This is a genomic window from Actinoplanes sp. KI2, assembly GCF_025630775.1.
Lineage (GTDB): Bacteria > Actinomycetota > Actinomycetes > Mycobacteriales > Micromonosporaceae > Actinoplanes.
Map to the genome: position 1 here is coordinate 19,126 of NZ_JAOSZE010000023.1, position 22,829 is coordinate 41,954.

Here is a 22,829-nt window from a genome sequence, read left to right on the forward strand (position 1 = left end):
GGGGGTATCCCTTCAGGCGGGGACGGGGCCGGTGGAGCCGCGCACCATCAACTGCGTGGGCAGTTCCCGCCGGGCCGCCGTCTGGCGGTCCGGCTCGGCCAGGAGTTGCAGGAGCAGATCCACGCCGGCCCGGCCGGACTGCTCCTTGGGAAGAGCGACGGTGGTGAGCGAGGGGTGGACCATCGCCGCGAGGGCGATGTCGTCGAAGCCGAGCACGCTGATGCCGGCCGGGACGGCGACACCCCGGGCCGTGAAACGGTTGAGCAGGCCCAGCGCGACCAGATCGTTGTAGCCGATCACCGCGGTGACCTCGGCGGCGAGCACCTGATCGGCCGCGGCCACGCCGCCCTCGAACACCGGCATGACGTTGCCGATCTCGACCAGGTCGACGCCCATCTCGCCGGCGACCAGGCGCAGCGCGCGGACTCGCTCCCGGTTCGCCCAGGAGGAGCGCGGGCCGGCCACGTACGCGATGCGGCGGTGGCCCAGGGCGGTCAGGTGGCTGACCGCCTGGCGCATGGCGTCGGTGAACTCCGGGGTCACCGACGGAACCCGGGCGATGCGCCGGTTGACCAGCACGACCGGGGTGTCGGCGACCAGCGTGCGCAGCTCCTCGTCGGGCATCCGGGGTGAGCAGAGCACGATGCCGTCGACCTGTTTCGACAGCCGCCGCACCAGACCCGCCTCGGCGGTCGCGTCCTCGTCGGTGTCGGCGAGGAAGACCGCGTAGTCGGCCTCGTGCGCGCGGGCCTGCACGCCCTTGATGACGCTCGGGAAGAACGGGTTGCCGAGGTCGGGGACGAGCAGGCCGATGTTGCCGGTGCGACCGGTGATCAGGCCGCGGGCGGCGCGGTTGGGGTGGTAGCCGAGGGCGGTCGCGGTGCGCCGGACGCGCTCGCGGGTCTCCGGATGGACCAGTTCCGGCATGGTGAGCGCGCGGGTGACGGTGGACGCCGAGACGCCGGCCGCCCGCGCCACATCCTTGATCGTCACCGCCACGCCGTCTCCCTCATCGGGGGTCAACGGCAAGTCTGAAATCCATTTCGGACCGATGTCAAGACATCGAGCATTATCTCTTCAAGATCCCGCCGGACGTCGGTGATTCCGGATGAAAACGTTGGCGATCTTGAATCAGTGCCAGTGGCGGCCGGCTCGTCGTCCGCCCCGCTGCTCGAGCGGTGGTGGGCGGCGCCGCGTCCCGGTCCCGCACGCCCGGAGCGCGGCGCCGCCCCGGGGGGAATCAGGTCGGGACGTCTATCGGGCGACGCTAACCCCACCGGTGGCGCATGCCCCTCCACCGGGCAGATGATCATGCGTGGCCGGCCGTCGGATCGGTCTTGCCCGACCACCCGGTTCCGCTGGACTCTCGAAGACTCGCGAACGACCGACGTCCATCGATCCTTTTGCGGGCGCGGGCCGTATCACCTCGGGAAAGGGGTGCCCACCATGCTCGACAGACTCCTCTCCCGCACCGGGCCCGAAGCGCCGCCCGACCTCGAGGTGCCGCCGCCGGTCATCGACGAGCCGACGCAGAAGCTGAAGGTCGTCCTGCCGTCGATCCCGCAGCGGGTGGCCGCCCGGGCGGTGATCGTCTATGAGCAGGCGCCCCGCCGGCCGTGGCGGCTCTGGGGGTTCACGGCCGTCCTGGTGGCGCTCACGATCGGAGTGGTGCTCGGGCAGGCCGAGGCGTTCCAGCCGGTCTCCCGGGGTGCGAACGCCCAGGCCGCGACGGTGCCGTCGGCCGCGCCGACGTCGGTTGCTCCGGCCGCCGCGATGACCGCGCCGCTGGGCACCGCGAAGGCGCTGGTCTTCGAGGTGACCGGGGACGCCTCGTCGGTGCACATCGCGAGCGCCGACCTCGGCGATCGGCTCTACAGCATCGTGCCGATCGGCGTGAGCGTGCCGCCCCGGATCACCGACTCGCCGCGCGGGCCGCGGCTCGTGCTCGCCAGGACCGGGGCGGAGGTCCGGCTGAGCGCGAAGGTTTCCTGGACCGTACGCCTGGCCGCGACGTCCTCGGAGCAGACGGTCGACATGCGCGCCGGTGGTCTGGCCGCGATCGAGCTGACCGGTGCGTCGGCCCGCACCGAGCTGACCCTGCCGCGGCCGCGGGCCACCGTGAAGGTGAACGTCCTGGCGCCGGTGGGGGCGCTGCGGGTGTCGACCGTGGGCGTCGTGCCGGTCCGGCTGCGCCTCGACGGGGGAGCGCAGACCGCCGTCATCGGCGGCAAGACCCATCAGAGGGTCAAGCCGCACACGACGCTCACGCCGGCCGGATGGAAAACCGCCAAGACTAGGTACGACGTGAGCGCGGCGGCGGCCCTGGGCTCGGTGTTCGCCGATCACCTCTGATCAGGTTCGCCCTCGATCGCGTGCGGTCGTCCGTGCGTTCGATCCGGCCACCGATCGCTGCGGCCTACAGTTCGAAGCGGCTGCCGACCGAGTTCGGCCGGAAGGCGCCGGGAAGCGCCGCGGCGAGCGCCTGCTGCGCCTGCCATGACGTGCAGTGCGCCGGGACCAGCATCGCCGGTGCCTCCTCGGCCAGCGCGGCGACCGTCTCCGTGACGATCGGGCCGTACTGCAGGTGGAGGCCGCCGAGCACCGCGTAGAGCCGATCGACGCCGGTGAGCCGCTTGGCGTACCGGATGATGTTGATGATCCCGGAGTGCCCGCAACCGGTCAGGATGACCAGGCCCCGATCCCGAACGTGCAGAACTATCGCCTGGTCGTCGTGCACCGCGCGGTCCGGCTCCCAGGCACCGTCGCGGAACGCCTGATGCGCGGGCGGCATGCCGGTCTCGAACGGCGTGGTGCGGTCGACCTCGCCGGTGACCAGGATCGCGTCGTCGAGCAGGAACGACGGTTGCCGCTCCTCGATGATCGTGAAGCCGGCACCCTCGATCGCGGACCGGCTCGGCGTCGGGAAGTCGAGCGTGCGATCGGGCAGCACGAGCCGGCGCCGCAGCCAGAAGTCGGGATGCAGGAAGACCGGCAGATGGGTGGGCCCGAGCCGGGCGGAGAGCCCGTTGAGCCCCATCACGTGATCGAAGTGGCCGTGGCTGAACACGATCGTCTCGAATGTCTCGGGCCGGATCGCCAGCCGATCGAGATTGCTCATCACCCCCTCGGCCGAGATGCCGGTGTCGAACAGGATGCGGTGGCCGCCGACCTCGACCATGGCCGAGAACCCGTGCTCCGCGCGGAGGAAGTCGAAGGTTTGCTTCTCCTCGGCGAGCTCGGCCGGCAGCACCGCCAGCGGCGCCGCGGTCCCGACGAGCCCCCAGCGGCGCACGAGTCCCTCGTCGGGCAGCAACGCATCCGAGGAGTTGTCCATCAGGGTCGTGATCTGCACGCCGTCGACCGGCGCGAGGCTGATCTTTTGCATCTTCGTGAGCGTACGCTCGCCGCTCGTTTTCCCGTTGCCGCTTCACGATCGGGCGCCTGCCGTTTCACGATCGGGCGCCTGCCGCTTCACGATCGGCCGCCTGCCGCTTCACGATCGGGCGCTCACGAGGAACGCAATCGCGCGACCGCGAGGGCGGCCGGCACGGGGGAGCCCTTGCCGGTGACGGCCCCCGCCGCCAGCCGGGCGAGAGCGGGCGCGATCTGAATCCCGTAGCCGCCCTGGCCGGCCAGCCAGAACAGGCCAGGCGCTGCCGGATCGGCGCCGGCCACCGGCTGCCGGTCGGGAGCGAACGTGCGCAGGCCCGCCCATGCCGTGTGCACCGAGCGCAGCCCGAGAACGGTCGCCTCGTTGACCCGTTCGATCGCCAGCGCCACATCGATGTCGTCCGGCCGGGCATCGCACGGCTCGCTCGGCGTCTCGTCGGCCGGCGACACCAGCACGCCGACCCCTTCCGGCCGGAAATAGAACGTCTCGCCGACGTCGCCCACGATCGGCCAGTCCCGATCCACCCCGGACGCGCGCACCACAGCCGCGGTCCGCCGCATCGGTCGCATCCCGACCGGTTCCACCCCCAGCGCGGAAGCGACCCGATCCGCCCACGCCCCGGCCGCGTTCACCACGGCACCCGCCTCGACCGGTCCCGCGGCCGTGTCGAGCAGCCAGCGTCCGCCCTCGTACCGGCCGGATCGGACCGCCGCATCGAGCACGATCCGTGCCCCGCGCCGTCGTGCCCCGCCCAGATAGTGCTGGTGCAGCCCCATCACGTCGATCTCCAGTGCGCCCGGCTCGCGCAGCGCCCCCGCGCACCAGTCCGGGCGCAGCGCCGGGCAGAACGTCTCCGGCCGGGGCGCCGGCACGAGCGTGGGCTGCGCCGCCGCCATCGCTTCCAGCCGGTCCATCTGCTCGGGCGGAGCGACCCAGATCATCGGCCGCGGCTTGAGCAACTCCCCGGCGGCGTCGAAGTCCGGCCGCGAGTCGGTGGTCAGCCGGCGTACCTCCGGGCTGCCGTAGCTCTCCAGGAACATGGCCGCCGATCGGCCGGTGGTGTGGTACGCGGGCCGGCTCTCCTGCTCCAGCACCAGCACCGAGCCCGCGTCGGAAAGCTCGTACGCGATCGAGACGCCGGCCATCCCGGCCCCGATCACGGCGACGTCAGCTGAGATCCTCATGGCTCATTCTGCGTGCGAAGAGTGATTCGGCGAAGCAACTCCGGGCGGGAGTCGGCCGGCCGGCGCCAGAACTGCCGGGGAGCGTATCCCTCGCGGCGCAGCCAGTGCTCGGTATAGACGATGCGCTCCGCGGGGATCACTCCGATCGGCCCCAGCGGCGGCTCGTCGAGCGGGCGTGACCGCTCGACGTGATCGGAGTGCCAGCGGACCACCGGCCAGTACCGGTCGAAGTCATCGTCGTCCGGTTCGAGGATCCGGGCGACGCCGAAGATCTGCGCTCCGCGACTGCTGGCCTGTCCGACCAGGGGTGCGAACACGCCGACGGAGACCCGCGGGTCGGCCCGGATGTTGCGCATCTTCGGCGAGGTCGCCAGCGCGGTGAAGACGATGGTGAAGTCCAGATGGAAGTACCGCACCGGCGTCGCGAGCGGCCCACTCGCACCGGTCGTGGCCAGGACACACATGTTCTGGGAGGACAGCAGGTTCAGGATGCGTTCGTCGAGCCGAGCGCGGTCCAGCCGTCTCGTCGGAGCAGGACCTGCCAGCCAAGGGTTGGTGACCACCATGATCACACCCTGCCAGACGACCGGGCCGCTCAACCTCGAGCCGCCGGCCGGGACGTGCGACTCGGGTCAGGCGAGCGGCCGGCGCACCATGAATGCCCCGCTCGCGTCGAGCGGACCGGCGCAGATCAGATCGCCGTCGTGGCGCACGAACGATCCGGGTTGGCCGAAGAACTCCAGCGCGATCGACTCCGGAAGGACCCCGCGCCGGGCGCAGAGGGTCGCATCCGATCGGAACTGGTCGTTCCGCTCCGCTGCGCTCAGTCGCAACCGCTGCGCCGACCGCCGCAGATACCGCCCGTCCGCGGCCCGGAACGAGAAGCACTCCGCATCGGCCAGCCCGGACACGACGACGAAGGTCGCCGCCCGGCGAGTCGCCACCGAACTGCTCGGCCCCACCGCGACGAGCGCGCCGAGGCCGCCCGAGGCTCCGACGAACCGTCCGCTCACCTCCGCCGACTCCAGCGAGGCCGGCCCGAGCATCCATTGCGGTCCGGGCGGCATCGGCCGGCCCGATCCGTAGCGCGGCGGGGGCGGCCCGTTCGGGGCCGGACCGCTCGTGGATGCCGTCCACCCGGCGGCGCACAGCCCGAACCCCAGCCCCAGCGCCCCCACGGTGAGAACGATGGCGATCGGATGAGCCCGAGCGCTCCGCAGGATCGAGCTGACAACCGGCATGACGCCCCATTTCGACCCGCCCGATGTTACGAACGGCTATGCAGACAGGCAAGAAGGTCAAACCTTTATTCAGTACGCGTTGGTCGGTCGCCAAATTCGATCGATTGTGCGGTCGCGGGCCGGTATCGTCCCGCCGTCTTCCCGATCGACGGAGAGCAGGTAGCGCGTGGCACGCCATCAGGTGACCCGGGACGACCTGGCCGGAGTGGCGCGAACCGCCCTCGGCCGCGGTCGCACGCTGGCTTCGGTCGAGCGGCTCGCCGGCGGCAGCCGCAAGGGCGTCTACCGCCTGACCATGGACGACGACACCACGGCCATCGCCTATCTCTGGGGCGCGGACGAGAACTACTGGCCGGCGGCCGCGAACGACAACGACGAACGCGACCCGTTCACGTCCAGCGCCGGGCTCGACCGGTACGAGACCGCCCGTAACCGTCTCGACCGCCTCGGCCTGCGCGTGCCCGCCATCTATCACCGCGACCGCAGCCACACCCACTACCCGGCCGACCTGATCGTCATCGAGGACTTCCCGGGCGAAAATCTGGAGCAGCGCCTCGAGCGCGACCCCGCCGCCGCGACGCCGACGATGGAACGCCTCGCCGACGACCTGGACCGGATGCGTCACCACCACGGTCCGACCTTCGGCAAGGTGGCCCTGGTCGAGGCGGGCGGCACCGCCCGCCGGCCCACCTGCGAGCGGGCCGTCCTCGATCTCGCCGAGCGCTGCCTGGCCGAGGCCGCCGTCCGTGACCCCCGCATCGCCGAGGCCCGCGACCGCCTCGATCGTCGCCTGCACGAGCTGGCCGCCGCCGTGCAGCCGCGCGCCGAGTACTCGGTGGTCCACGGCGAGCTGGGGATGGACCACGTGCTGATCGATCCGGACAACAACCCGGTTCTGATCGACATCGAGGGCCTCATGTACTTCGACGTCGAATGGGAGCATGTCTTCCTGCGCATCCGGCTGGGCGCCGAATATCACCGGGTCGCCACCGACGGACTCGACGAGGCGCGCCTGGCCTTCTATCTGCTCGCCCAGCGGCTCTCGCTGACCGCGGGCCCGCTGCGCCTGCTCGACGGCGACTTCCCCGACCGCGCCTTCATGCAGGCGATCGCCGAGTACAACCTCAACGAGGCGCTCGCCCTGGCCCGCTGACGCATTCCCCAGGGAGGCAGCGTGCGGGCGAGGCGGGCCCCGAACCGGTCAGATGTGATCGCGCCAGCTGTGCTGCGGCTCGTACCCCAGCAGCCGTCGCGCCTTGTCGATCGAGAGCAGCGTCTCGTGCTCGCCCAGCTCCCTGCGCACCTCGACCCCCGGGTACACCGAGGCCGCCAGCTCGGCCGACGACCGGCTCATCACCGTGTCCGCGTTCGCGATGATGAAGATCTCGACCCCGGTGGCCCGGTAGTCGAGAGCCTTGCGGACCGCCTGCGCGCCGTCCCGGGCGTCGATGTAGCCCCACAGGTTCCACTTGCGCCGCGCGGGATCGGCGTCGAACGACGGGAACTCGGCGTAGTCGGCCGGGTCCATCACGTTCGAGAAGCGCAACCCGATCATCTTGAGCGCCGGGTTCCAGCGGCAGAACTGCGCCGCCATCGTCTCCTCGAGGTGCTTGGCCAGCGCGTACCGGGACTCGGGCCGGGCCGGGTACTCCTCGTCGAGCGGGATGTAGGGCGGCGGCGTCTCGAACGGGATGCCCAGCAGCGTCTCGCTGGACGCCCACACCACGTTGGTGATGCCGGCGGCCTTGGCGGCGGCGAAGACGTTGTAGGTGGCGACGATGTTGTTCTGGAAGGTGGCGGCGTTGCCGGTGATGCCCGGCGCCGGGATCGCGGCGAGGTGCACCACCGCGTCGATCTGGTGATATCGGTCGTCGATCGCGGTCAGCGCCTCGATCGTCTGCCCGTAGTCGGTGAGGTCGATCCGGATGTCCGGCCGGACCGCCGCGGCGTCCAGGTTGATCACCTCGTCGCCGTCCGCGCGCAGCGACGCGACCACGGCCCGGCCGAGCTTCCCGGTGCCACCGGTGACCGCGATCCGCATGACTCCCCCAAATGAGTGACCTCAAAAGGGCAGCCTAGCGATGAGTTCCGCGCCGCGGCCCGGTCTTTACCGGCAAGAATCGAGTGAGGAGCAAACCATGAGCTACGCGGACGTCAACGGCATCAACCTCTACTACGAGATCCACGGCACCGGCCGCCCGCTGGTGTTGCTGCACGGCGGCCTCGGCAACGGGGAGATGTTCGGGCCCAACCTGACCACTCTGGCCGCCGAGCACCAGGTGATCCTGCCCGATCTGCAGGGGCACGGCCGCACCGCGGACATCGACCGCCCTCTCGACATCCGCCTGATGGCGGACGACATCGCGGCCCTGATCGACCACCTCGGCCTGGACCGGCCGGACGTGGTCGGCTACTCGCTCGGCGGCGGCGTCGGCATGCAGCTCGCCTTCCACCACCCGGAGAAGGTCGGCCGGCTCGTCTCGATCTCGGCGGGCATCCGGCGCGACGCCATCTACCCGGACATGCTCGAGCAGCAGAGCCAGGTCGGCGCGGCGGCGGCCGAGTTCCTGAAGGAGACCCCGATGTACCAGCTGTACCGGCGGGTCGCGCCGCGCCCGGAGGACTTCCCCCGGCTGCTCGACAAGATCGGCCAGGCGATGGCGGTGGACTACGACTTCACCGAGGAGGTCCGCGGGCTCAGCGTGCCCACGATGATCGTCGCCGGCGACGCCGACATGTGCCCGCCGAGCCACTTCGTCGAGGTGTTCAAGCTGCTCGACGGCGGCCTGCGCGACGGCGGCTGGATGGGCGAGGGCCGGCCCGCGGGCGGTCACTCGCTGGCCATCCTGCCCGGCGTGACCCACTACAGCATGGGCGTCTCGCCGCTGATGGCCGCCGTGACACTCAACTTCCTCGCCGAGAAGTAAAGGTCCGGACCGGGTCGCCGCGGACCAGGTCGTCGTGGATCTGCCGGCGGGCGGTCGCCAGCGCCCGGACTGCCGCCTCGTCACCGGATGCCAGCAGCGAGCGCAGCCGGCGGAGGGCGAGGGCGCGGTTGAGCGAGAACTGCCGCTCGGTGTCGGCCACCACCACCAGTCCGGACGGGCGATGGGTGGCGCGGACTGCCGTGCTCGCCTTGTTGCGGTGCTGGCCGCCCGGGCCGCCGGTGCGCACCGCCACCACCTCCACATCGGACTCGGCAAACGGCGTCTGCGGCGCGTCGACCGTGCACGGCTGGGCGATCACATACCAGTTCTTGCGGCCGTGGCCGCGCCGATAGGGGCTGTCCGCCTGCCAGCAAAGCGTCCCGGTCCAGGAGGCGGCGAACGCGTCGTCGCCGATCCGCAGCATGTCCCGAGCGGAACGTGCCGGGCCGCTCGCCGGCCACCGCGTCGACCCGGGTGACCGGGACGCCGCGTCCGGCGGCATCCCGCTCGAGCCGGTCGGTCAGCCGGGCGACCGCCCACGAGCACTCGGCCTGGCCGCGCCCCGCCGACAGCAGGAGGAACGTGGTCATCGGCGGACGCGGGGGAGAGCGGCGGTCTTGTAGGTGACCAGCGGGATCGTGGTGACCACCGGGGTGGCCAGCCCGTGCGCGGTCAGGTCGCCGATCACCTGCTCGATGCGCTTGTACGCGGTCGGCGCCTCCTCGAACAGCAGCTGCCGGTCGCCGCAGACCACCAGCGAGCCGACCGGCGTGCGGCGCAGCTCGTCGACCGTGTGCTTCGCCTTGCCGCGGCGCACCGCGTCGGCCCGGGACATCTTGCGGCCGGCGCCGTGCGCGACCGAGAAGCCGGCCTCGGCGCCGGCGTGCGTGGCCACCAGGTACGAGTGGGTGCCGCGGGTGCCGGCGATCAGCACGTCCCGGCCGTCGCCGCGCGCGGCGCCCTTGCGGTGCAGGTAGCCGCCGTCGGTGACGGTCACCGAGTTGTGGCACTCGTCGACCAGCGGCTCGCCGAGCTCGGCCCCGAGCGCGTGCGCAACGCGAACGGCCAGCATGCGCCGGTTGAGCGATCCCCACCGTACGGCCGCATCATGCTCTTCGAGGTATCGCGAAGGATCGGGGGCCGGGCCCGCGCCGTGCAGCTCGGTGTGGGCGCGCAGGATGCGCTCGCCGAGGCCGCGTGATCCGCTGTGGACGATCAGCACCAGGTCGCCCTTGGCCAGGCCGAGGCGGGTGGCGTGCGACTCGTCGAGGACGGCGTCGACCCGGGCCAGCTCGACGAAGTGGTTGCCGCGGCCGACCGTGCCGAAGCCGTTGGTGTGGCCGAGCGGCAGCGCCGCGCCGGGGTCGACCGGCTCGTCGAGGTCGGGGAAGCGGGCCGCGAGCTTCTCCGGGACCGGCCGCTTGAGGCCGACCGGGAAGACCGCGATGCCGCAGCCGATGTCGGAGCCGACCAGGAACGGGTGGAGAACGGTGGAGGTCATCGCGGCGCCGATCGGGGCGCCCTTGCCGGGGTGCAGGTCGGGCATGCCGGCGACGTGCAGCATGCCGTCGAACGCGGCGACCTGGTGGCACTGGTCGACGGCGGCGGACTCGATCCAGCTGGACGGGGACGCGAAAATCTTGACAGAAGCAGGCAAAAGTGAACGCTCTTTCTCAAAACGGCAAGAAGAGCGTCCCGTACGCCGGGCGGCGCGACAACCGAATTACGGCCCGACCCGCTTCACGTACCGCAGGCACGGCACGGTGACGGAGCTGGCCACATAGTCGAACGCGCCGTCGTCGGCCCAGCCGGACCGCTCGTAGAAGCGCCGCGCCCGGGTGTTGCCGGGCACCACCGCGAGCCACGCCACGGCGTGCCCGTTCGCCGCGACCAGCCGCTCCGCCTCGGCGAGCAGCGCGTCGGCCACCCCGCCGCCGCGGAACGACGCGTCCACGAAGACCTGCTCGACCTCGTCGCCGACCACCATGACGAACCCGCCGACCACACCGCCGACCTCGGCCACCGTCGCGTCGGTCACCCGGGCCGCCGCGCGGGTGTGGAAGTTCTCCGCCGTACGCGCGGCGACCAGCTCGTCGGGCACGTGACCGAGATGGCCGTCCCGCCAGCCGGCGTGCCAGATCGCCGCGACCCGGCCGGCGTCCCCGTGCCGGGCGCGCCGCAGCGTCACCGGCGGCATGTGCAGCAGGTCGCGCAGCCGGGCGATCAGCGCGTCGAGCCGCGCGTTGGCGGCGGCCCGCTCGCCCGGGTCTGGCCGCCACAGGTGGAAGTCGGCGAAGTCACGGCCGGGCGCGTACAGGCCCTCGAAGCGCGCCCGGGCCGTCCGCAGCGCCTCGTCGTCGGACGCGTCGGCGGACAGGCAGGCGGCGATCTGCCACATCCGCTGCTGCCAGGCGAAGCCGGCCCGGCTGTCGGTCGCGAGCAGGGCGGACAGGTCGGTGGCGGTCCGCCGGGCGAGGTCTCGGGTGGCCATGATTACCCCCTGACGGAGTCAAAAGGCGGCGGGTGCCCCTGACGGTGTCAAAAGGCCCTGTCGATGGCAACCCCCGCCGGAGGACATATCCGCCCCCGGGGGTCGCATGAAAATACGGCATGGTGCATAATCTGTTCCGTGACCAAGGTTCTGTCCTCCCTCCCGGCCGGCGAACGAGTCGGCATCGCCTTCTCCGGTGGCCTCGACACGTCGGTCGCGGTCGCGTGGATGCGCGAGAAGGGCGCCGTGCCGTGCGCCTACACCGCCGAGATCGGCCAGTACGACGAGCCCGACATGGCGTCCGTGCCCGATCGCGCCATCGCCTACGGCGCCGAGATCGCCCGCCTGGTCGACTGCCGGTCGGCGCTGGTCGAGGAGGGGCTCGCCGCCCTCGCCTGCGGTGCGTTCCACATCCGCTCCGCCGGCCGCACCTACTTCAACACCACGCCGCTGGGCCGGGCGGTCACCGGCACGCTGCTCGTGCGGGCCATGCTCGAGGACCGGGTGCAGATCTGGGGCGACGGCTCGACGTTCAAGGGCAACGACATCGAGCGGTTCTACCGGTACGGGCTGCTGGCCAACCCGTCGCTGCGCATCTACAAGCCGTGGCTGGACAAGACGTTCGTCGCCGAGCTCGGCGGGCGCACCGAGATGAGCGAGTGGCTGCTCGCCCACGACCTGCCCTACCGGGACTCGACCGAGAAGGCGTACTCGACCGACGCCAACATCTGGGGCGCCACCCACGAGGCCAAGTCGCTAGAGCGCCTGGACGCCGGCATCGAGATCGTCGACCCGATCATGGGCGTCCGGTTCTGGGACCCCGACGTGGCGATCCCGGCCGAGGACGTGACCATCGGCTTCGCCGAGGGCCGGCCGGTCACCGTCAACGGCAAGGAGTTCGGCTCGGCGGTCGACCTGGTGCTGGAGGTCAACGCGGTCGGCGGCCGGCACGGCCTGGGCATGTCCGACCAGATCGAGAACCGGATCATCGAGGCCAAGAGCCGCGGCATCTACGAGGCGCCCGGCATGGCCCTGCTGCACATCGCGTACGAGCGGCTGGTCAACGCGATCCACAACGAGGACACGGTCGCGAGCTACCACAACGAGGGCCGCAAGCTGGGCCGCCTGATGTACGAGGGCCGGTGGCTCGACCCGCAGGCGCTCATGCTCCGCGAGTCGCTGCAGCGGTGGGTCGGCAACGCGGTCACCGGCGAGGTCACCCTCCGGCTGCGCCGCGGCGACGACTACTCCGTGCTGAACACCACCGGCCCGGCGTTCAGCTACCACCCCGACAAGCTGTCGATGGAGCGGACCGAGACGCCGGCGTTCGCCCCGGCCGACCGGATCGGCCAGCTGACGATGCGCAACCTCGACATCGCCGACAGCCGCGCCAAGCTCGAGCACTACGCCCGCATCGGCATGGTCGGCAGCTCGCAGGGCCTGATCGGCGCCCTGCCCGCCGGCGGCGCCGAGGAGATCGCCTCCCGGGGCGGCGTCCCCGTCGACGACGACCTGCTGGACCAGGCCGCCATGGAGTCCGGCACCGACTGACCCGACCCGCGATAGGCCGGCCGGCCCTTGGTCAAGCCGGCCCGTCCTGGCCGGTGTCGGCGGCCAGCGCGAGCATGCAGGGGCGCAGGAGCGCGATGACGTCCGCCGGGTCGGCCGTGGCGAGCTCGTCGACCTTGATGAGGTGCCGGGAGACCGTGACGCCGAGGATGACGGCGTTGATGACCGCGGCCCGCAGGTGGGCGTCGCCGCCCGGGATGGCTCGGCTGATCTGCGCCTGGTAGTGGGCCGCCCCGCCGCGGACGGCGTCGGCGGCCTCCGGGTTGGTCAGCGCCGAGCGCAGGATGGCCAGCGAGGCGGCCGGCTCGGCGGCCAGCCGGGCGGCGAGTGCGGCGAGGATCTGCTCGACGGCCTGGCCGGGCGGCCCGCCGATCTCGGGCGCCGGAGCGGTTTCGATCACCTGCCGGAACAGCTCCTGTTTGGACTCGAAGTAGTAGGTGACGAGGCCGCTGTCCACGCCGGCGGCCGCGGCCACGCCCCGGATGGTGGTCCGGTCGTACCCGTCGGCGAGGAAGGCCTTGGCCGCGGCGTCGAGGATGCGCGCTCGGGTGCGTCGGCGCTGCTCGGCCCGCGACGGGGGCGCCGGGGTGGTCATCGTCCCGACTTTACCGGTGTTGACCGTGTGTCCCAGCCTGCCCTACGCTCATTCATTGGACACGCGTCAAATGAATGAGCGGGGGATCCATGTCACCAGCCACGCCCGCCGACGTCCTCGACCTGCGCCGCCGCCTGATCCTGGACGGCGACGCCGACGGTTTCGCCGACCTGTTCGCGCCCGATGCGGTGATCGAGATGCCGTTCGGCGGGCCGCCCGGCGCGCCGGCCCGCATCGAGGGCCGGGAGGCGATCCGCGCGTACGCCCGGCAGGTCCTGGCGTCGCCGCTGCGGCTGGCGGATTTCGACGTCGTGGAGCTCCACCAGACCACCGATCCGGAGGTGGTGATCGTGGAGATGCGCACGAGCGGGACCGTGACCACGACCGGGCGGCCGTTCACGGCGACGTCCATCCAGATCCTGCACATCCGCGACGGCCGGATCCGGCTGTTCCGTGACTTCCCCGATCCGCGGGGCCTGCAAGACGGCTGACACGATTACGCTCGGCGGCCATGGCGCTCCGGATCGACCTCACCTTCGACACGCGCGACGCCGAGTCGCTCGCCGCGTTCTGGAAGCCGGCGCTCGGCTACGAGGACGAGCCACCCCCGGCCCCGTTCCGGACCCGGGACGAGTGGGTGGCGTCGTTCGGCGAGGACCCGGCGGACGAGGGCGGCGGAGCGTGGCTGCACGATCCGGACGGCGTCGGCCCGCGGCTCGTGCTGCTGGACGTGCCCGAGCCGAAGGTGGCGAAAAATCGCCTGCACATCGACGTACGCGTGGGAAAGGGCCCGGAGGCGTGGGCGCGCATCCGGGCGAAGGCCGACGAGCTGGTGGCGGCCGGCGGCAGTGTGCCGGCGACCTTCGACGGCCACCACGTCGTGATGGCCGACCCGGAGGGCAACGAGTTCTGCGTCGCGGCGTAGAGCGGCCTATCCGCCGCGCAGGCGGCGGTTGCGGTACTCGGCGACCACCAGCTCGGTCAGCTCCTCGAGCGACACCTCCGAGGTCGGCTTGTCGAAGGTGATCGAGCCGTGCTGCAGCAGGTTGACCCGGTCGCAGACGTCGAGCACCTGGGCGTAGTTGTGCGCGATGATGATCACCGAGACGTCCCCGCGGGCCTTGAGGTCGCGGATCAGGTCGAGGATCAGCGTGCCCTCCTTCGCGCCCATCGCCGCCAGGGGCTCGTCGAGCAGCAGGATCTTCGCGTCCGAGTAGACGGCCCGGGCGACCGCGACCGCCTGCCGCTGGCCGCCGGAGAGCTTGGCGACCTCCGCGTTGACGTTGGGGATCTGCACGCCCATGTCCTCGAGGTGGGCCCGGGCCAGCCGGCGCATCGCCCGGTTGTTCAGCAGCGGCCCGACCCGCAGCTCCCGGTTGAGGAACATGTTGTGGTAGACGGACAGCTCGTTGATCAGCGCCAATCCCTGGTAGACGGTGTCGATGCCGAGCGAGCGGGCGTGATCGACGCTGTGCAGCACCACCTCCTGGCCGTTGACCACGAGGCGGCCGGCGTCCGGCCGATGGTAGCCGCAGATGATCTTGATGAGGGTGGACTTGCCGGCGCCGTTGTCGCCGATCAGCCCGAGCACCTCGCCCTTCGCCAGGCGCAGGTTGACGTCGCGCAGCGCGGTGAGAGCACCGAAGCGTTTGGCCAGATGCTCGGCGACGAGGACGTCCATCATCCGCCTCCCGTCCGCCGCAGCCGCGACAGATACTGGTTGGCGATCATTGAGAGCAGGATCGCGCTGCCCAGGATGATGTTGAACGGGTTCGCGCTGATCCCGATCAGGTTGAAGCCGTTCTGCAGCTCGGCCAGGATCAGCGCGCCGAGGAGCGCCCCGATCACCGTGCCCGACCCGCCGGCCAGGGCCGTGCCGCCGATGACCGCCGCCGAGATCGCGGTGAAGGTCAGTGCCGTGCCGCCGCCGATGTTCGGGTCGATGCTGTTGATCCGGAACGCCTCGAGGATGCCGGCCAGCGCGCCGAGCATGGCCGCCATCATGAAGTTGCCGATCTTGATGCGGTTCACCCGGATGCCGGCCTCGGTCGCGCCGACCAGGTTGCCGCCTACCGAGATCGTGTGCAATCCCCATCGGGTACGGGTGAGCACGATGTGATAGACCAGCACCACGCCGAGGCACCAGATCAGCGATGCCCAGTCGGCGGCCCCGAAGATGCTCTGGATCTTGCCGTGCGCGGCCGCCGGGATCTCCGCCGGGTAGGCGTGCGAGGTCACCAGGAGCACACCCAGCAGCAGATAGTACGAGCCCAGAGTCGCCACCAGCGACGGCACCTTGAACTTGGTCACGATGACGCCGTTGCAGAACCCGATCAGCGCGGCCACCGCGAACGCGATCAGGAACGCCGGGATCACCGGCACCCCCCACAGGTCGACCGCGTAGTGCACGAGGAACGGCGCGAGCGCCGCCACCACCCCGACCGACAGGTCGATCTCGCCGCTGACCAGCAGCAGCACGATGCCGACCGCGACGATCGCGGCCGGCGCGGTGGCCTGGGCGATGTTGCGCAGGTTGTCGTAGGTGAGGAAGACGTCGTTGGACGCCCGGAAATAGATCGCCATCGCGATCGCGACGATCAGGACGCTCGCCTCGCGCCAGCGCACCAGCACAGTGCCGCCGGTGCGCAGCAGCGTCAGGAGACGCCGGTCGCGCTCGGCCGGCGTCTCCTTCTGCCTCGGCAGGGTCCCGGTCATGCTGAGCTCGCCTTGGGCATGCCCTTCTGGCCCTCGCCTTCGGCGTGGGTGGGCAACTTGCGGCAGTGCCGCTCGGTGCAGGCGGTCATGCGTGTGCGATCGGGCCGGAGCGTTCCACCAGCTTGACGTCGGTGGACGAACCCTCGTACCGGGTCTGCGTGGTCTGATAGGTGGCGACGTTGTCCTTGGTCACGAACAGCAGGCCGGTGTTGGTCTGCGGCGGCGAGATGAGGCCGCCCGAGATCTTGAACAGGTACAGGTACAGCACCGGCAGGAAGCCCTGCAGATAGGGCTGCTGGTCGATGGTGTAGTCGAGGTCTCCGGACTTGATCGAGTTGAGCGTCTCCGGGATCAGGTCGAAGCCCCCGGCCACCTTCAGGCCCTTGCTGCGCATGTTGTACTTCTTGACCGTCGCGCCGACCGCCTGGGTCGACCCGGCGTCCACCGCCAGCATCCCGGCCAGGCCGGAGTGCCCCTGGGCGTACGCGTCGATGATGGACAGTCCCTTGGTGACGTCGGCATTGGTGGCCACCGACGTGAACTTCACCGCCCCGCCGGCGTCCTTGAACGCCTGCGCCGCCCCGTCGATCCGGGGCTGGATGTTGAGCTGCCCCGGGGTGGCGATGAACCCGACCACGTCGCCGGACTGGACCGCGGTCAGCGCCCGCTGGCCCAGCGCGTACCCGGATTCGTAGAGTCCCTGCCCGATGTAGGTCAGCCGGCTGGTGCCGGGGTCGTCGCGTGCCCCGTCGGCGTTGTACGACACCACCGGGATGCCCGCGCTCAGCGCCTGGTCGACCGGCGCCTTGAACGCCGACTTGTCCACCACCGCGATGGCCAGGCCGTCCGCCTTGCCGCTGATCGCCGTGTTGGTGGCGTTGACCATCTCGGCCACCACCGAGTTCTGCGAGCCGGTCCACTGGTACGAGCAGCCGAGCAGCTTGCACGCGTCCTCGGCGCCGTACTGGGTGGGGGTGAAGAACGGGTTGGTGGTGACGTGGTTGACGAAGACGAACTTCCAGTTCGGCGTCTTCGGGAAGTTCCCGATCGCGTCCGAGCTGGTCTTGTTGTCGGACTTGCTGCAGGCGGACAGCAGCGCGGTGGCCGCCAGCGAGGCGCTGGTCAGGCCGGTGCCGGCGAGCAGCCGGCGGCGGGTCACCCCGCGGGGATCGAGGTGGTCGGCCGCCTCTTCGACGACCCTCGGTAGCTCACGAGTCATGTCGCGCCACGCCCAGCTGGTAGATGGTTGTGGTCCGGTAGGTCTGGCCGGGGCGCAGGACCGTCGACGGGAAGTTCGCGTGGTTCGGCGAGTCCGGGAAGTGCTGCGTCTCGAGGGCGAACCCGTCGCCCTGCCGGTACATGTTGCCGCTGGTGCCGATCAGCGTGGCGTCCAGGAAGTTGCCGGCGTAGAACTGGATGCCCGGTTGGTCCGTCCACACCTTGAGCTGCCGTCCGCTGGCCGGGTCGGTCGCGGTCGCGGCCAGTTCCAGGCCGGTGCCCCGCCGGTCCAGCACCCAGTTGTGGTCGTACCCGCGGCCGATCACCAGCTGGGAGAAGCCCTGCCGGTTACGGGCGCCGATGGCCGTCGCCTTGCGGAAGTCCATCGGGGTCCCGGCCACCGGGTCGATCGCGCCGGTCGGGATCAGCGTCGCGTCGACCGGGGTGTAGCGGCTCGCGTTGAGCTGCAACTTCGTGGTGTCGATCGTGCCGGTGCCCTCACCGGCCAGGTTCCAGTAGTTGTGGTTGGTGAGATTGATGATCGTTGGCTTGTCCGTGGTGGCCAGGTAGTCCATCCGGATGCCGTGGTCGTGGGTGAGCGTGTACGTGACCGTGGCCTTGAGCGTGCCGGGGTAGCCCTGGTCCCCGTCCGGGCTGGTCAGCTGCAGCTTGAGGGCCACGCTGTTGCCGTTCTTGATCGGGGTGGCGGCCCAGACGTGCTTGTCGAAGCCGACCGTCCCGCCGTGCAGGCTGTTCGGGTCGTTGTTGATCGGCAGGTGGTACGTGACACCGTCCAGGGTGAACGTTCCCTTGGCGATCCGGTTGCCGTAGCGGCCGATGAGGCAGCCGAAGTACGGGCTCTTGGCCTGGTAGTCGGCCAGGTTGTCGAAGCCGAGGGCGACGTTGGCGACGTGCCCGTGGCGGTCCGGCATGTCGATCGTCTGGAGGGTTCCGCCGTACGTGAGAATCTTGATTTTGATCCCGTTGTTGGTGAGCGTGTAGAGGTCGACGGCCTCGCCACCGGTCGTCGTCCCGAACGGTTGTTTGGTGATGGTCGCGGACCCGCCGGCGAACGAGGAGGACGCGGCCACCGCGCCCACGCCACCGGCCATCAGCAGTACCGCGCCGAGCCGGACGGCTGTCCGGCCTAATGAGATCTTGTGCATCGTGCCTCGCCTCTTTCCGCGGCGCCACGCCCTTCGCGTGGCAGGGCAGCGAGCAATGAGGGCTGACCACGGGGCGGGGGAGCCGGCACCCCATGTGGGAGAGGAACGTTTCGCACCACGGCGAAACCACAAGCGCGAAGCCGACGCTAGTATTTGCGATTGAGCAATGTCAACGCTAACAATTGTTGATCTAACTATTTGGATCAAACAGAAAACGGCCCGGATATGATCACATATCCGGGCCGTTCCGAACGGTCGTCAGCCTTGCGCGTCGGGCGCGCTGTTCAGCTCCTGCAGCTGCTGGGTGACGTGGTTGTTGAGCGCGGCGTGGTAGCTCTGCGCGAGCTGGCCCAGCCGGTCGATCTCGTCGATCAGCGCGGCCCGCTTGGCGCCGATCGCGCTCATCGCCTCGGTGTGGTTGCGCCGCGCGTCGCTCTCGATCGTCGCCGCGCTCAGCTGCGCCTCGCTGGTGATCTGCTCGGCCTTGGACCGGGCTGAGGTGATCAGATCCTCGGTCTCCCGCTGCGCGTCGCGCATGTGCTCGTCGGCCGTGCGCTGCGCCATCATCAGCACCCGTGCGTTCCGCTCGTCGTCGCCCACCTGCGCGAACGAGCCGGACGGGCCGGCCTGCGCCCGGGCCCGCTCGAGCTGGGACTGCATGCCCCGCGCGTTCTGCTCGGCCCGGTTGCGGGCCTCCTGCAGGCGCTCGAGCTGAGCGGACAGGTCGGCGAGCTCGGTGTTCATCACCATGGTCTGCGCCGGGTTGCCGCCGCCGGACATCCCGCCCCCGCCCCGGTCCACCCGGTCGCGCAGGGCGCCGTTCTCCTCGAGGAGACGGATCAGCTCCTGCTCGACCTCGTCGAGGAACGCGTCGACCTCTTCCTCGTCATATCCACGCTTCCCGATGGGTGGCTTCTTGAACGCCACGTTGTGGATGTCTGCTGGAGTGAGCGGCATCGTGCTCCTCGGTTCCCGTCGTCTGCGGTGGTGCAGCCAGATATGGTACGCAACCCGCCTGAGTCCCCTGCGGTCGGCTTGATCACTACTGACCTTTTGTGGCGGTTTGCAGCAGCGAAACGATTGCGAGTGTCACCTCGTGATTGCCCGTCCGGCCACACGCCTCGTACCGGATTGCCAAAAAGCGCACGTTCAGGAAGTACACGAAGGCGTCCGCGCAGCGCCCGGGGCCTCCGGCCGCGGACTTGGCCTCGGCCGCGAGCCGCGGGTCGGCGATCAGCCGCTGCAGCTCGGCCATCTGGGCAGCGGTGAGCTCGCCCTTGGTGGCGGTCCTGCCCCCGTCCTCGCTGCGCCACCAGGTGCCGTCCGGCCTCACCTTGATGGTCACCGAGATACCAGCAATTCCCCCCGATTTGGACATTTCCACCCCTTCGGGGGACGGCGTCCGCGGGGTGGCGGTGCCGGGCGTGCCGGCGCCGGTGGTGGCGGTCGGTGGCGGCCCGCTGGCCGGAGGCTCGCTTGCCGGCGAGACGGCCGGCGAGACGGCTGGCGAGTCGGCCGGGGAGACGGCCGGCGGCGAGCTCGATCCGGAGGCGGACGGGGTGGCATCGTGACAGCCGGCCAAGGCGAGCAGGAGCAGCGCGGCGACGGCTGCTTGCGATACGGCTCTCAGGTCGGTTCTCACGTCGGCTCTCATGTCGGCCGAACCTATGCGTACGCGTCGATGCCGTCAAACGCCGCTCAAGCGTCTCCCAGCGCGGCGGCCAGCTGGCTCGACCAGGCCCGGACCACCCGAGCCCGGCGCCGGGAGTCGTCGGTCAGCACGTCGGCCAGGGCCAGGCCGCGAGCCATGTCCAGGGTGGCCTGGATCAGTGCGCGCACGTCCGGGTCGGTGTCGTCGGCGCCGAGCAGCCGGACGGCCCGGCGGTGCACGCCGCGGGCGAAGTGCTTTTCGAGGGGCACGACGGCGACGCGCAGCGCGGGGTCGGCGGCGGCCACGGTCCAGACCTGCAGGGCGGCCCGGAACAGCTCGCCGCCGATCGCCTCGACCAGGCCGGCGACGACGGCGTGCACCCGTTCGGGGCCGGTGCCGGTCGGCTCGGGCAGCGCGTCGAGCAGGGCCGCACGCTCGGCGAACATGAACTCCAGGGCGGCCAGGATCAGCGCCTCCCGGGTCCGGAAATGATGCTGGATGGCGCCGCGGCTGATCCCGGCCTCGGCGGCGATGAAACCGACGGTGGACGCCTCCCAGCCGTGCCGGGCGAGACTCCGGATCGTTGTCTCCAGCAGGCGGCGGCGGGTGGCGCGGCTGCGGTCCTGCTTGGTCCCGGCCGGCTCCTGCTTGGTCCCGGCCGGCTCTTTGGCTCCGGCCGGCTCCTGTCCGGTCCCGGCCGGTTCAGCCATCCGCGGTCCCGGCAGGCGTCACCACGGCGAGCGGCGTGCCCTGGGTGACCTGGCGGCCGACCTGGACCGGCAGGTCGGTCACCGTGCCGGCGGTGGGGGAGCGCACGACGTGCTCCATCTTCATCGCTTCCAGCCAGAGCAGCGGTTGCCCGGCGGTCACGACCTCGCCGGTCCGCACCCCCAGCCGGACGACCGTGCCGGGCATCGGTGCGATCAGGGCGCCGGTGGGCACCCGCGCCGACGGGTCGGTGAAGCGGGGAGCGCGACGCAGCTCCAGCGAGTCCCGCGGCCCGTCGACGACCACGCGTACGTCGTCGTCCGCCCCGAAGCGGCCGATCGTCCACGTTCGCCGGACCCCGTCCACGTCCAGTTCGACGCGGTCGGCGGTCGCGGACACCAGCGTGACGTCGGCTCCCTCGACCTCCAGCCCGCCGCGACCGAACCGGTACCGGACCGATATCTCGGTCTTGTCGGTGAGGTAGGCGCGGTGCCGATAGCCGACCGGGATGTTCCGGAAGCCGCTGGTCACGCCGGGCAGCAGCGGGCCGCGTTCGGCGGCGGCGTCGGCGAGCGCCGCGGCCAGCGCCGCCAGCTCCGGATGGGGGTGATCCGAGATCAGCGAGGCCGGCGGGTGGGCGGCGTAGAAGCCGGTGCTCGCCGTCCCGTCCAGGAAGTCCGGGTGCAGCAGGCTGCCGACCAGCAGATCCCGGTTGGTGGTCACACCGTGGATCCGGGCCCGCCGGAGGGCGGCGGCCAACCGCCGGGCGACCGTCTCCCGGTCCTTGCCGTACGCGATCACCTTGGCGAGCATCGCGTCGTAGTGCGTCCCCACGACACTGCCGGGCTCGACACCCGCGTCGAGCCGGATGCCCTCGCCGGTGTCGTGCCGGAAATTCCCGGTGACGTCGGGTAGGCCGAAGGCGACGATCGTGCCGGTCTGCGGGCGCCAGTCGGCGGCGGGGTCCTCGGCGTACAGTCTCGCCTCGATCGCATGCCCCGCCATCGCCGGCTCCGGCCCGGTCAGCGGCTTGCCGGCGGCCACCTCGAGCTGCAGGCCGACCAGGTCCACCCCGGTCACGCACTCGGTCACCGGGTGCTCGACCTGCAGCCGGGTGTTCATCTCCAGGAACCAGAACCCGCCCCGCTCGTCGGCCAGGAACTCGACCGTGCCCGCCCCGCGGTAGCCGACCGCGGCCGCCGCGTCCCGGCCCGCCTTGAGCAGCCGCTCCCGCAGGTCCCCGCCGAGCCGCTCGACCAGGGGCGACGGCGCCTCCTCGAGGACCTTCTGGTGGCGCCGCTGCACCGAGCACTCCCGCTCGCCGAGGGCCCAGATCATCCCGTACCCGTCGGCCATGATCTGCACTTCGACGTGGTGACCGTTCTCCAGGTAGCGCTCGCAGAACACGGTCGGGTCGCCGAACGCGGACGCGGCCTCGCGCGCCGCCGACGTCACCGCCTCCGGCAGGTCGTCGAGGGCGCGGACGATCCGCATCCCGCGCCCGCCGCCGCCGGCCGACGCCTTGACCAGTACCGGCAGGTCCGCCTCGGTGATCGTGGCGACGTCGAGCCGGTCGAGGACGGGTACGCCCGCGACGGCCATCCGGCGCTTCGACTCGATCTTCGAGCCCATCACCTCGATCGCCTCGGGGCCGGGCCCGATCCAGGTCAGGCCGGCGGCCGCCACGTCGCGGGCAAAGGACGGGCTCTCCGACAGGAACCCGTACCCCGGGTGAATCGCGTCCGCACCCGCGCGCAACGCCGCCGCGATGATCAAGTCGCCGCGGAGGTAGGTGTCGGCGGCCGAGACGCCCGGCAGCCGCACCGCGCTGTCCGCCTCCCGCACGTGCGGCGACCCCGCGTCGGCGTCCGAGAAGACCGCGACCGTGGCCAGCCCGCGACGCCGGCAGGTGGCGAAGACCCGGCGGGCGATCTCCCCCCGGTTCGCGACCAGAACACTGGTGAACATCTGCC

General features: G+C 71.1%; 24 protein-coding genes and 1 pseudogene. 7 read left to right on the forward strand and 18 right to left on the reverse strand.

The annotated features are described in order from the left end of the window. Nucleotides 1–12: 12 nt before the first annotated feature. Complete coding sequence (locus ODJ79_RS24075; RefSeq protein ID WP_263025821.1) at nt 13–999, reverse strand: LacI family DNA-binding transcriptional regulator; 987 nt, start codon at nt 997–999, stop codon at nt 13–15. Nucleotides 1,000–1,446: 447 nt separating this feature from the next. Between ODJ79_RS24075 and ODJ79_RS24080 the strand changes: the two genes are divergently transcribed. Beyond that, nucleotides 1,447–2,352, forward strand: coding sequence for a hypothetical protein (locus ODJ79_RS24080; protein ID WP_263025822.1), 906 nt, complete (start codon nt 1,447–1,449; stop codon nt 2,350–2,352). 64 nt (nt 2,353–2,416) lie between these two features. Here ODJ79_RS24080 and ODJ79_RS24085 read toward each other — a convergent pair whose 3' ends face one another. The 4 genes from ODJ79_RS24085 to ODJ79_RS24100 form a co-directional block, all read right to left on the reverse strand. Then, entirely contained in the window at nt 2,417–3,385 is a 969-nt protein-coding gene (locus ODJ79_RS24085; protein ID WP_263025823.1) for an MBL fold metallo-hydrolase, read from the reverse strand. Between the two features lie 122 nt (nt 3,386–3,507). Further along, a complete protein-coding gene (locus ODJ79_RS24090) occupies nt 3,508–4,575 on the reverse strand; it encodes an NAD(P)/FAD-dependent oxidoreductase (RefSeq protein ID WP_263025824.1) in 1,068 nt (355 codons plus the stop codon). Beyond that, the gene (locus tag ODJ79_RS24095) at nt 4,572–5,141 is read right to left on the reverse strand and encodes a pyridoxamine 5'-phosphate oxidase family protein (protein ID WP_263025825.1); all 570 of its coding nucleotides are present in this window, start codon (nt 5,139–5,141) and stop codon (nt 4,572–4,574) included. Before ODJ79_RS24095 ends, ODJ79_RS24090 begins: the two co-directional genes overlap by 4 nt. Before the next feature lie 66 nt (nt 5,142–5,207). Beyond that, nucleotides 5,208–5,816 (reverse strand): AbfB domain-containing protein, encoded by a 609-nt coding sequence (locus tag ODJ79_RS24100; protein ID WP_263025826.1) that lies wholly within the window; start codon nt 5,814–5,816, stop codon nt 5,208–5,210. A 166-nt stretch (nt 5,817–5,982) separates the two neighbouring features. On the opposite strand from ODJ79_RS24100, the gene ODJ79_RS24105 reads away from it, so the two are divergent. Next, nucleotides 5,983–6,969: a phosphotransferase family protein gene (locus ODJ79_RS24105; protein ID WP_263025827.1), complete on the forward strand. Its 987-nt coding sequence runs from the start codon at nt 5,983–5,985 to the stop codon at nt 6,967–6,969. 48 nt (nt 6,970–7,017) lie between these two features. Here the strand turns inward: ODJ79_RS24105 and ODJ79_RS24110 are convergent, their stop codons facing one another. Continuing rightward, nucleotides 7,018–7,857, reverse strand: coding sequence for an NAD-dependent epimerase/dehydratase family protein (locus ODJ79_RS24110; RefSeq protein ID WP_263025828.1), 840 nt, complete (start codon nt 7,855–7,857; stop codon nt 7,018–7,020). 97 nt (nt 7,858–7,954) lie between these two features. On the opposite strand from ODJ79_RS24110, the gene ODJ79_RS24115 reads away from it, so the two are divergent. After that, on the forward strand, nt 7,955–8,743 hold the full coding sequence (locus ODJ79_RS24115; RefSeq protein ID WP_263025829.1) for an alpha/beta fold hydrolase: 789 nt from the start codon (nt 7,955–7,957) through the stop codon (nt 8,741–8,743). Here ODJ79_RS24115 and prfH read toward each other — a convergent pair. The 3 genes and pseudogenes from prfH to ODJ79_RS24130 form a co-directional block, all read right to left on the reverse strand. Beyond that, nucleotides 8,721–9,333, reverse strand: a pseudogene (gene prfH / locus ODJ79_RS24120) (peptide chain release factor H). The gene ODJ79_RS24115 and the pseudogene prfH sit on opposite strands and share 23 nt — an antisense overlap. Next, nucleotides 9,330–10,400: an RNA ligase RtcB family protein gene (locus tag ODJ79_RS24125; RefSeq protein ID WP_263025830.1), complete on the reverse strand. Its 1,071-nt coding sequence runs from the start codon at nt 10,398–10,400 to the stop codon at nt 9,330–9,332. Before ODJ79_RS24125 ends, prfH begins: the two are co-directional and overlap by 4 nt. 66 nt (nt 10,401–10,466) lie before the next feature. Next, the gene (locus tag ODJ79_RS24130) at nt 10,467–11,234 is read right to left on the reverse strand and encodes a GNAT family N-acetyltransferase (protein ID WP_263025831.1); all 768 of its coding nucleotides are present in this window, start codon (nt 11,232–11,234) and stop codon (nt 10,467–10,469) included. 138 nt (nt 11,235–11,372) lie between these two features. Here ODJ79_RS24130 and argG point away from each other — a divergent pair, with 138 nt between their 5' ends. Further along, nucleotides 11,373–12,785, forward strand: coding sequence for an argininosuccinate synthase (gene argG, locus ODJ79_RS24135; RefSeq protein WP_263025832.1), 1,413 nt, complete (start codon nt 11,373–11,375; stop codon nt 12,783–12,785). Between the two features lie 31 nt (nt 12,786–12,816). Here the strand turns inward: argG and ODJ79_RS24140 are convergent, their stop codons facing one another. Beyond that, nucleotides 12,817–13,398, reverse strand: a complete 582-nt coding sequence (locus ODJ79_RS24140) for a TetR/AcrR family transcriptional regulator (protein ID WP_263025833.1) — start codon at nt 13,396–13,398, stop codon at nt 12,817–12,819. A gap of 89 nt (nt 13,399–13,487) precedes the next feature. On the opposite strand from ODJ79_RS24140, the gene ODJ79_RS24145 reads away from it, so the two are divergent. After that, nucleotides 13,488–13,889, forward strand: coding sequence for a nuclear transport factor 2 family protein (locus ODJ79_RS24145; RefSeq protein WP_263025834.1), 402 nt, complete (start codon nt 13,488–13,490; stop codon nt 13,887–13,889). A gap of 20 nt (nt 13,890–13,909) precedes the next feature. After that, entirely contained in the window at nt 13,910–14,323 is a 414-nt protein-coding gene (locus ODJ79_RS24150) for a VOC family protein (RefSeq protein ID WP_263025835.1), read from the forward strand. 6 nt (nt 14,324–14,329) lie between these two features. Here ODJ79_RS24150 and ODJ79_RS24155 read toward each other — a convergent pair whose 3' ends face one another. From ODJ79_RS24155 to ODJ79_RS24180, 6 genes are all read right to left on the reverse strand, one after another. Then, a complete protein-coding gene (locus tag ODJ79_RS24155) occupies nt 14,330–15,079 on the reverse strand; it encodes an ATP-binding cassette domain-containing protein (RefSeq protein ID WP_263025836.1) in 750 nt (249 codons plus the stop codon). After that, nucleotides 15,079–16,113 carry an ABC transporter permease gene (locus ODJ79_RS24160; protein ID WP_263025837.1) on the reverse strand — a complete coding sequence of 345 codons (1,035 nt, stop codon included), beginning with the start codon at nt 16,111–16,113 and terminating at the stop codon, nt 15,079–15,081. Before ODJ79_RS24160 ends, ODJ79_RS24155 begins: the two co-directional genes overlap by 1 nt. Before the next feature lie 85 nt (nt 16,114–16,198). Next, entirely contained in the window at nt 16,199–17,332 is a 1,134-nt protein-coding gene (locus tag ODJ79_RS24165; protein WP_263025838.1) for a sugar ABC transporter substrate-binding protein, read from the reverse strand. Continuing rightward, a complete protein-coding gene (locus ODJ79_RS24170; RefSeq protein ID WP_263025839.1) occupies nt 17,322–18,497 on the reverse strand; it encodes an aldose epimerase family protein in 1,176 nt (391 codons plus the stop codon). Before ODJ79_RS24170 ends, ODJ79_RS24165 begins: the two co-directional genes overlap by 11 nt. A 258-nt stretch (nt 18,498–18,755) precedes the next feature. Then, nucleotides 18,756–19,454 carry a DivIVA domain-containing protein gene (locus tag ODJ79_RS24175; protein WP_263025840.1) on the reverse strand — a complete coding sequence of 233 codons (699 nt, stop codon included), beginning with the start codon at nt 19,452–19,454 and terminating at the stop codon, nt 18,756–18,758. 85 nt (nt 19,455–19,539) lie between these two features. Then, nucleotides 19,540–19,842: a hypothetical protein gene (locus tag ODJ79_RS24180; RefSeq protein WP_263025841.1), complete on the reverse strand. Its 303-nt coding sequence runs from the start codon at nt 19,840–19,842 to the stop codon at nt 19,540–19,542. Between the two features lie 79 nt (nt 19,843–19,921). Here ODJ79_RS24180 and ODJ79_RS24185 point away from each other — a divergent pair, with 79 nt between their 5' ends. After that, nucleotides 19,922–20,068 carry a hypothetical protein gene (locus ODJ79_RS24185; RefSeq protein WP_263025842.1) on the forward strand — a complete coding sequence of 49 codons (147 nt, stop codon included), beginning with the start codon at nt 19,922–19,924 and terminating at the stop codon, nt 20,066–20,068. Between the two features lie 127 nt (nt 20,069–20,195). On the opposite strand, the gene ODJ79_RS24190 is transcribed toward ODJ79_RS24185, so the two are convergent. Both ODJ79_RS24190 and ODJ79_RS24195 read right to left on the reverse strand, forming a co-directional pair. Then, complete coding sequence (locus tag ODJ79_RS24190; protein WP_263025843.1) at nt 20,196–20,858, reverse strand: TetR/AcrR family transcriptional regulator; 663 nt, start codon at nt 20,856–20,858, stop codon at nt 20,196–20,198. Beyond that, the gene (locus tag ODJ79_RS24195; RefSeq protein ID WP_263025844.1) at nt 20,851–22,824 is read right to left on the reverse strand and encodes a biotin carboxylase N-terminal domain-containing protein; all 1,974 of its coding nucleotides are present in this window, start codon (nt 22,822–22,824) and stop codon (nt 20,851–20,853) included. The genes ODJ79_RS24190 and ODJ79_RS24195 overlap by 8 nt, the downstream gene beginning before the upstream one ends. Between the last annotated feature and the right edge of the window lie 5 nt (nt 22,825–22,829).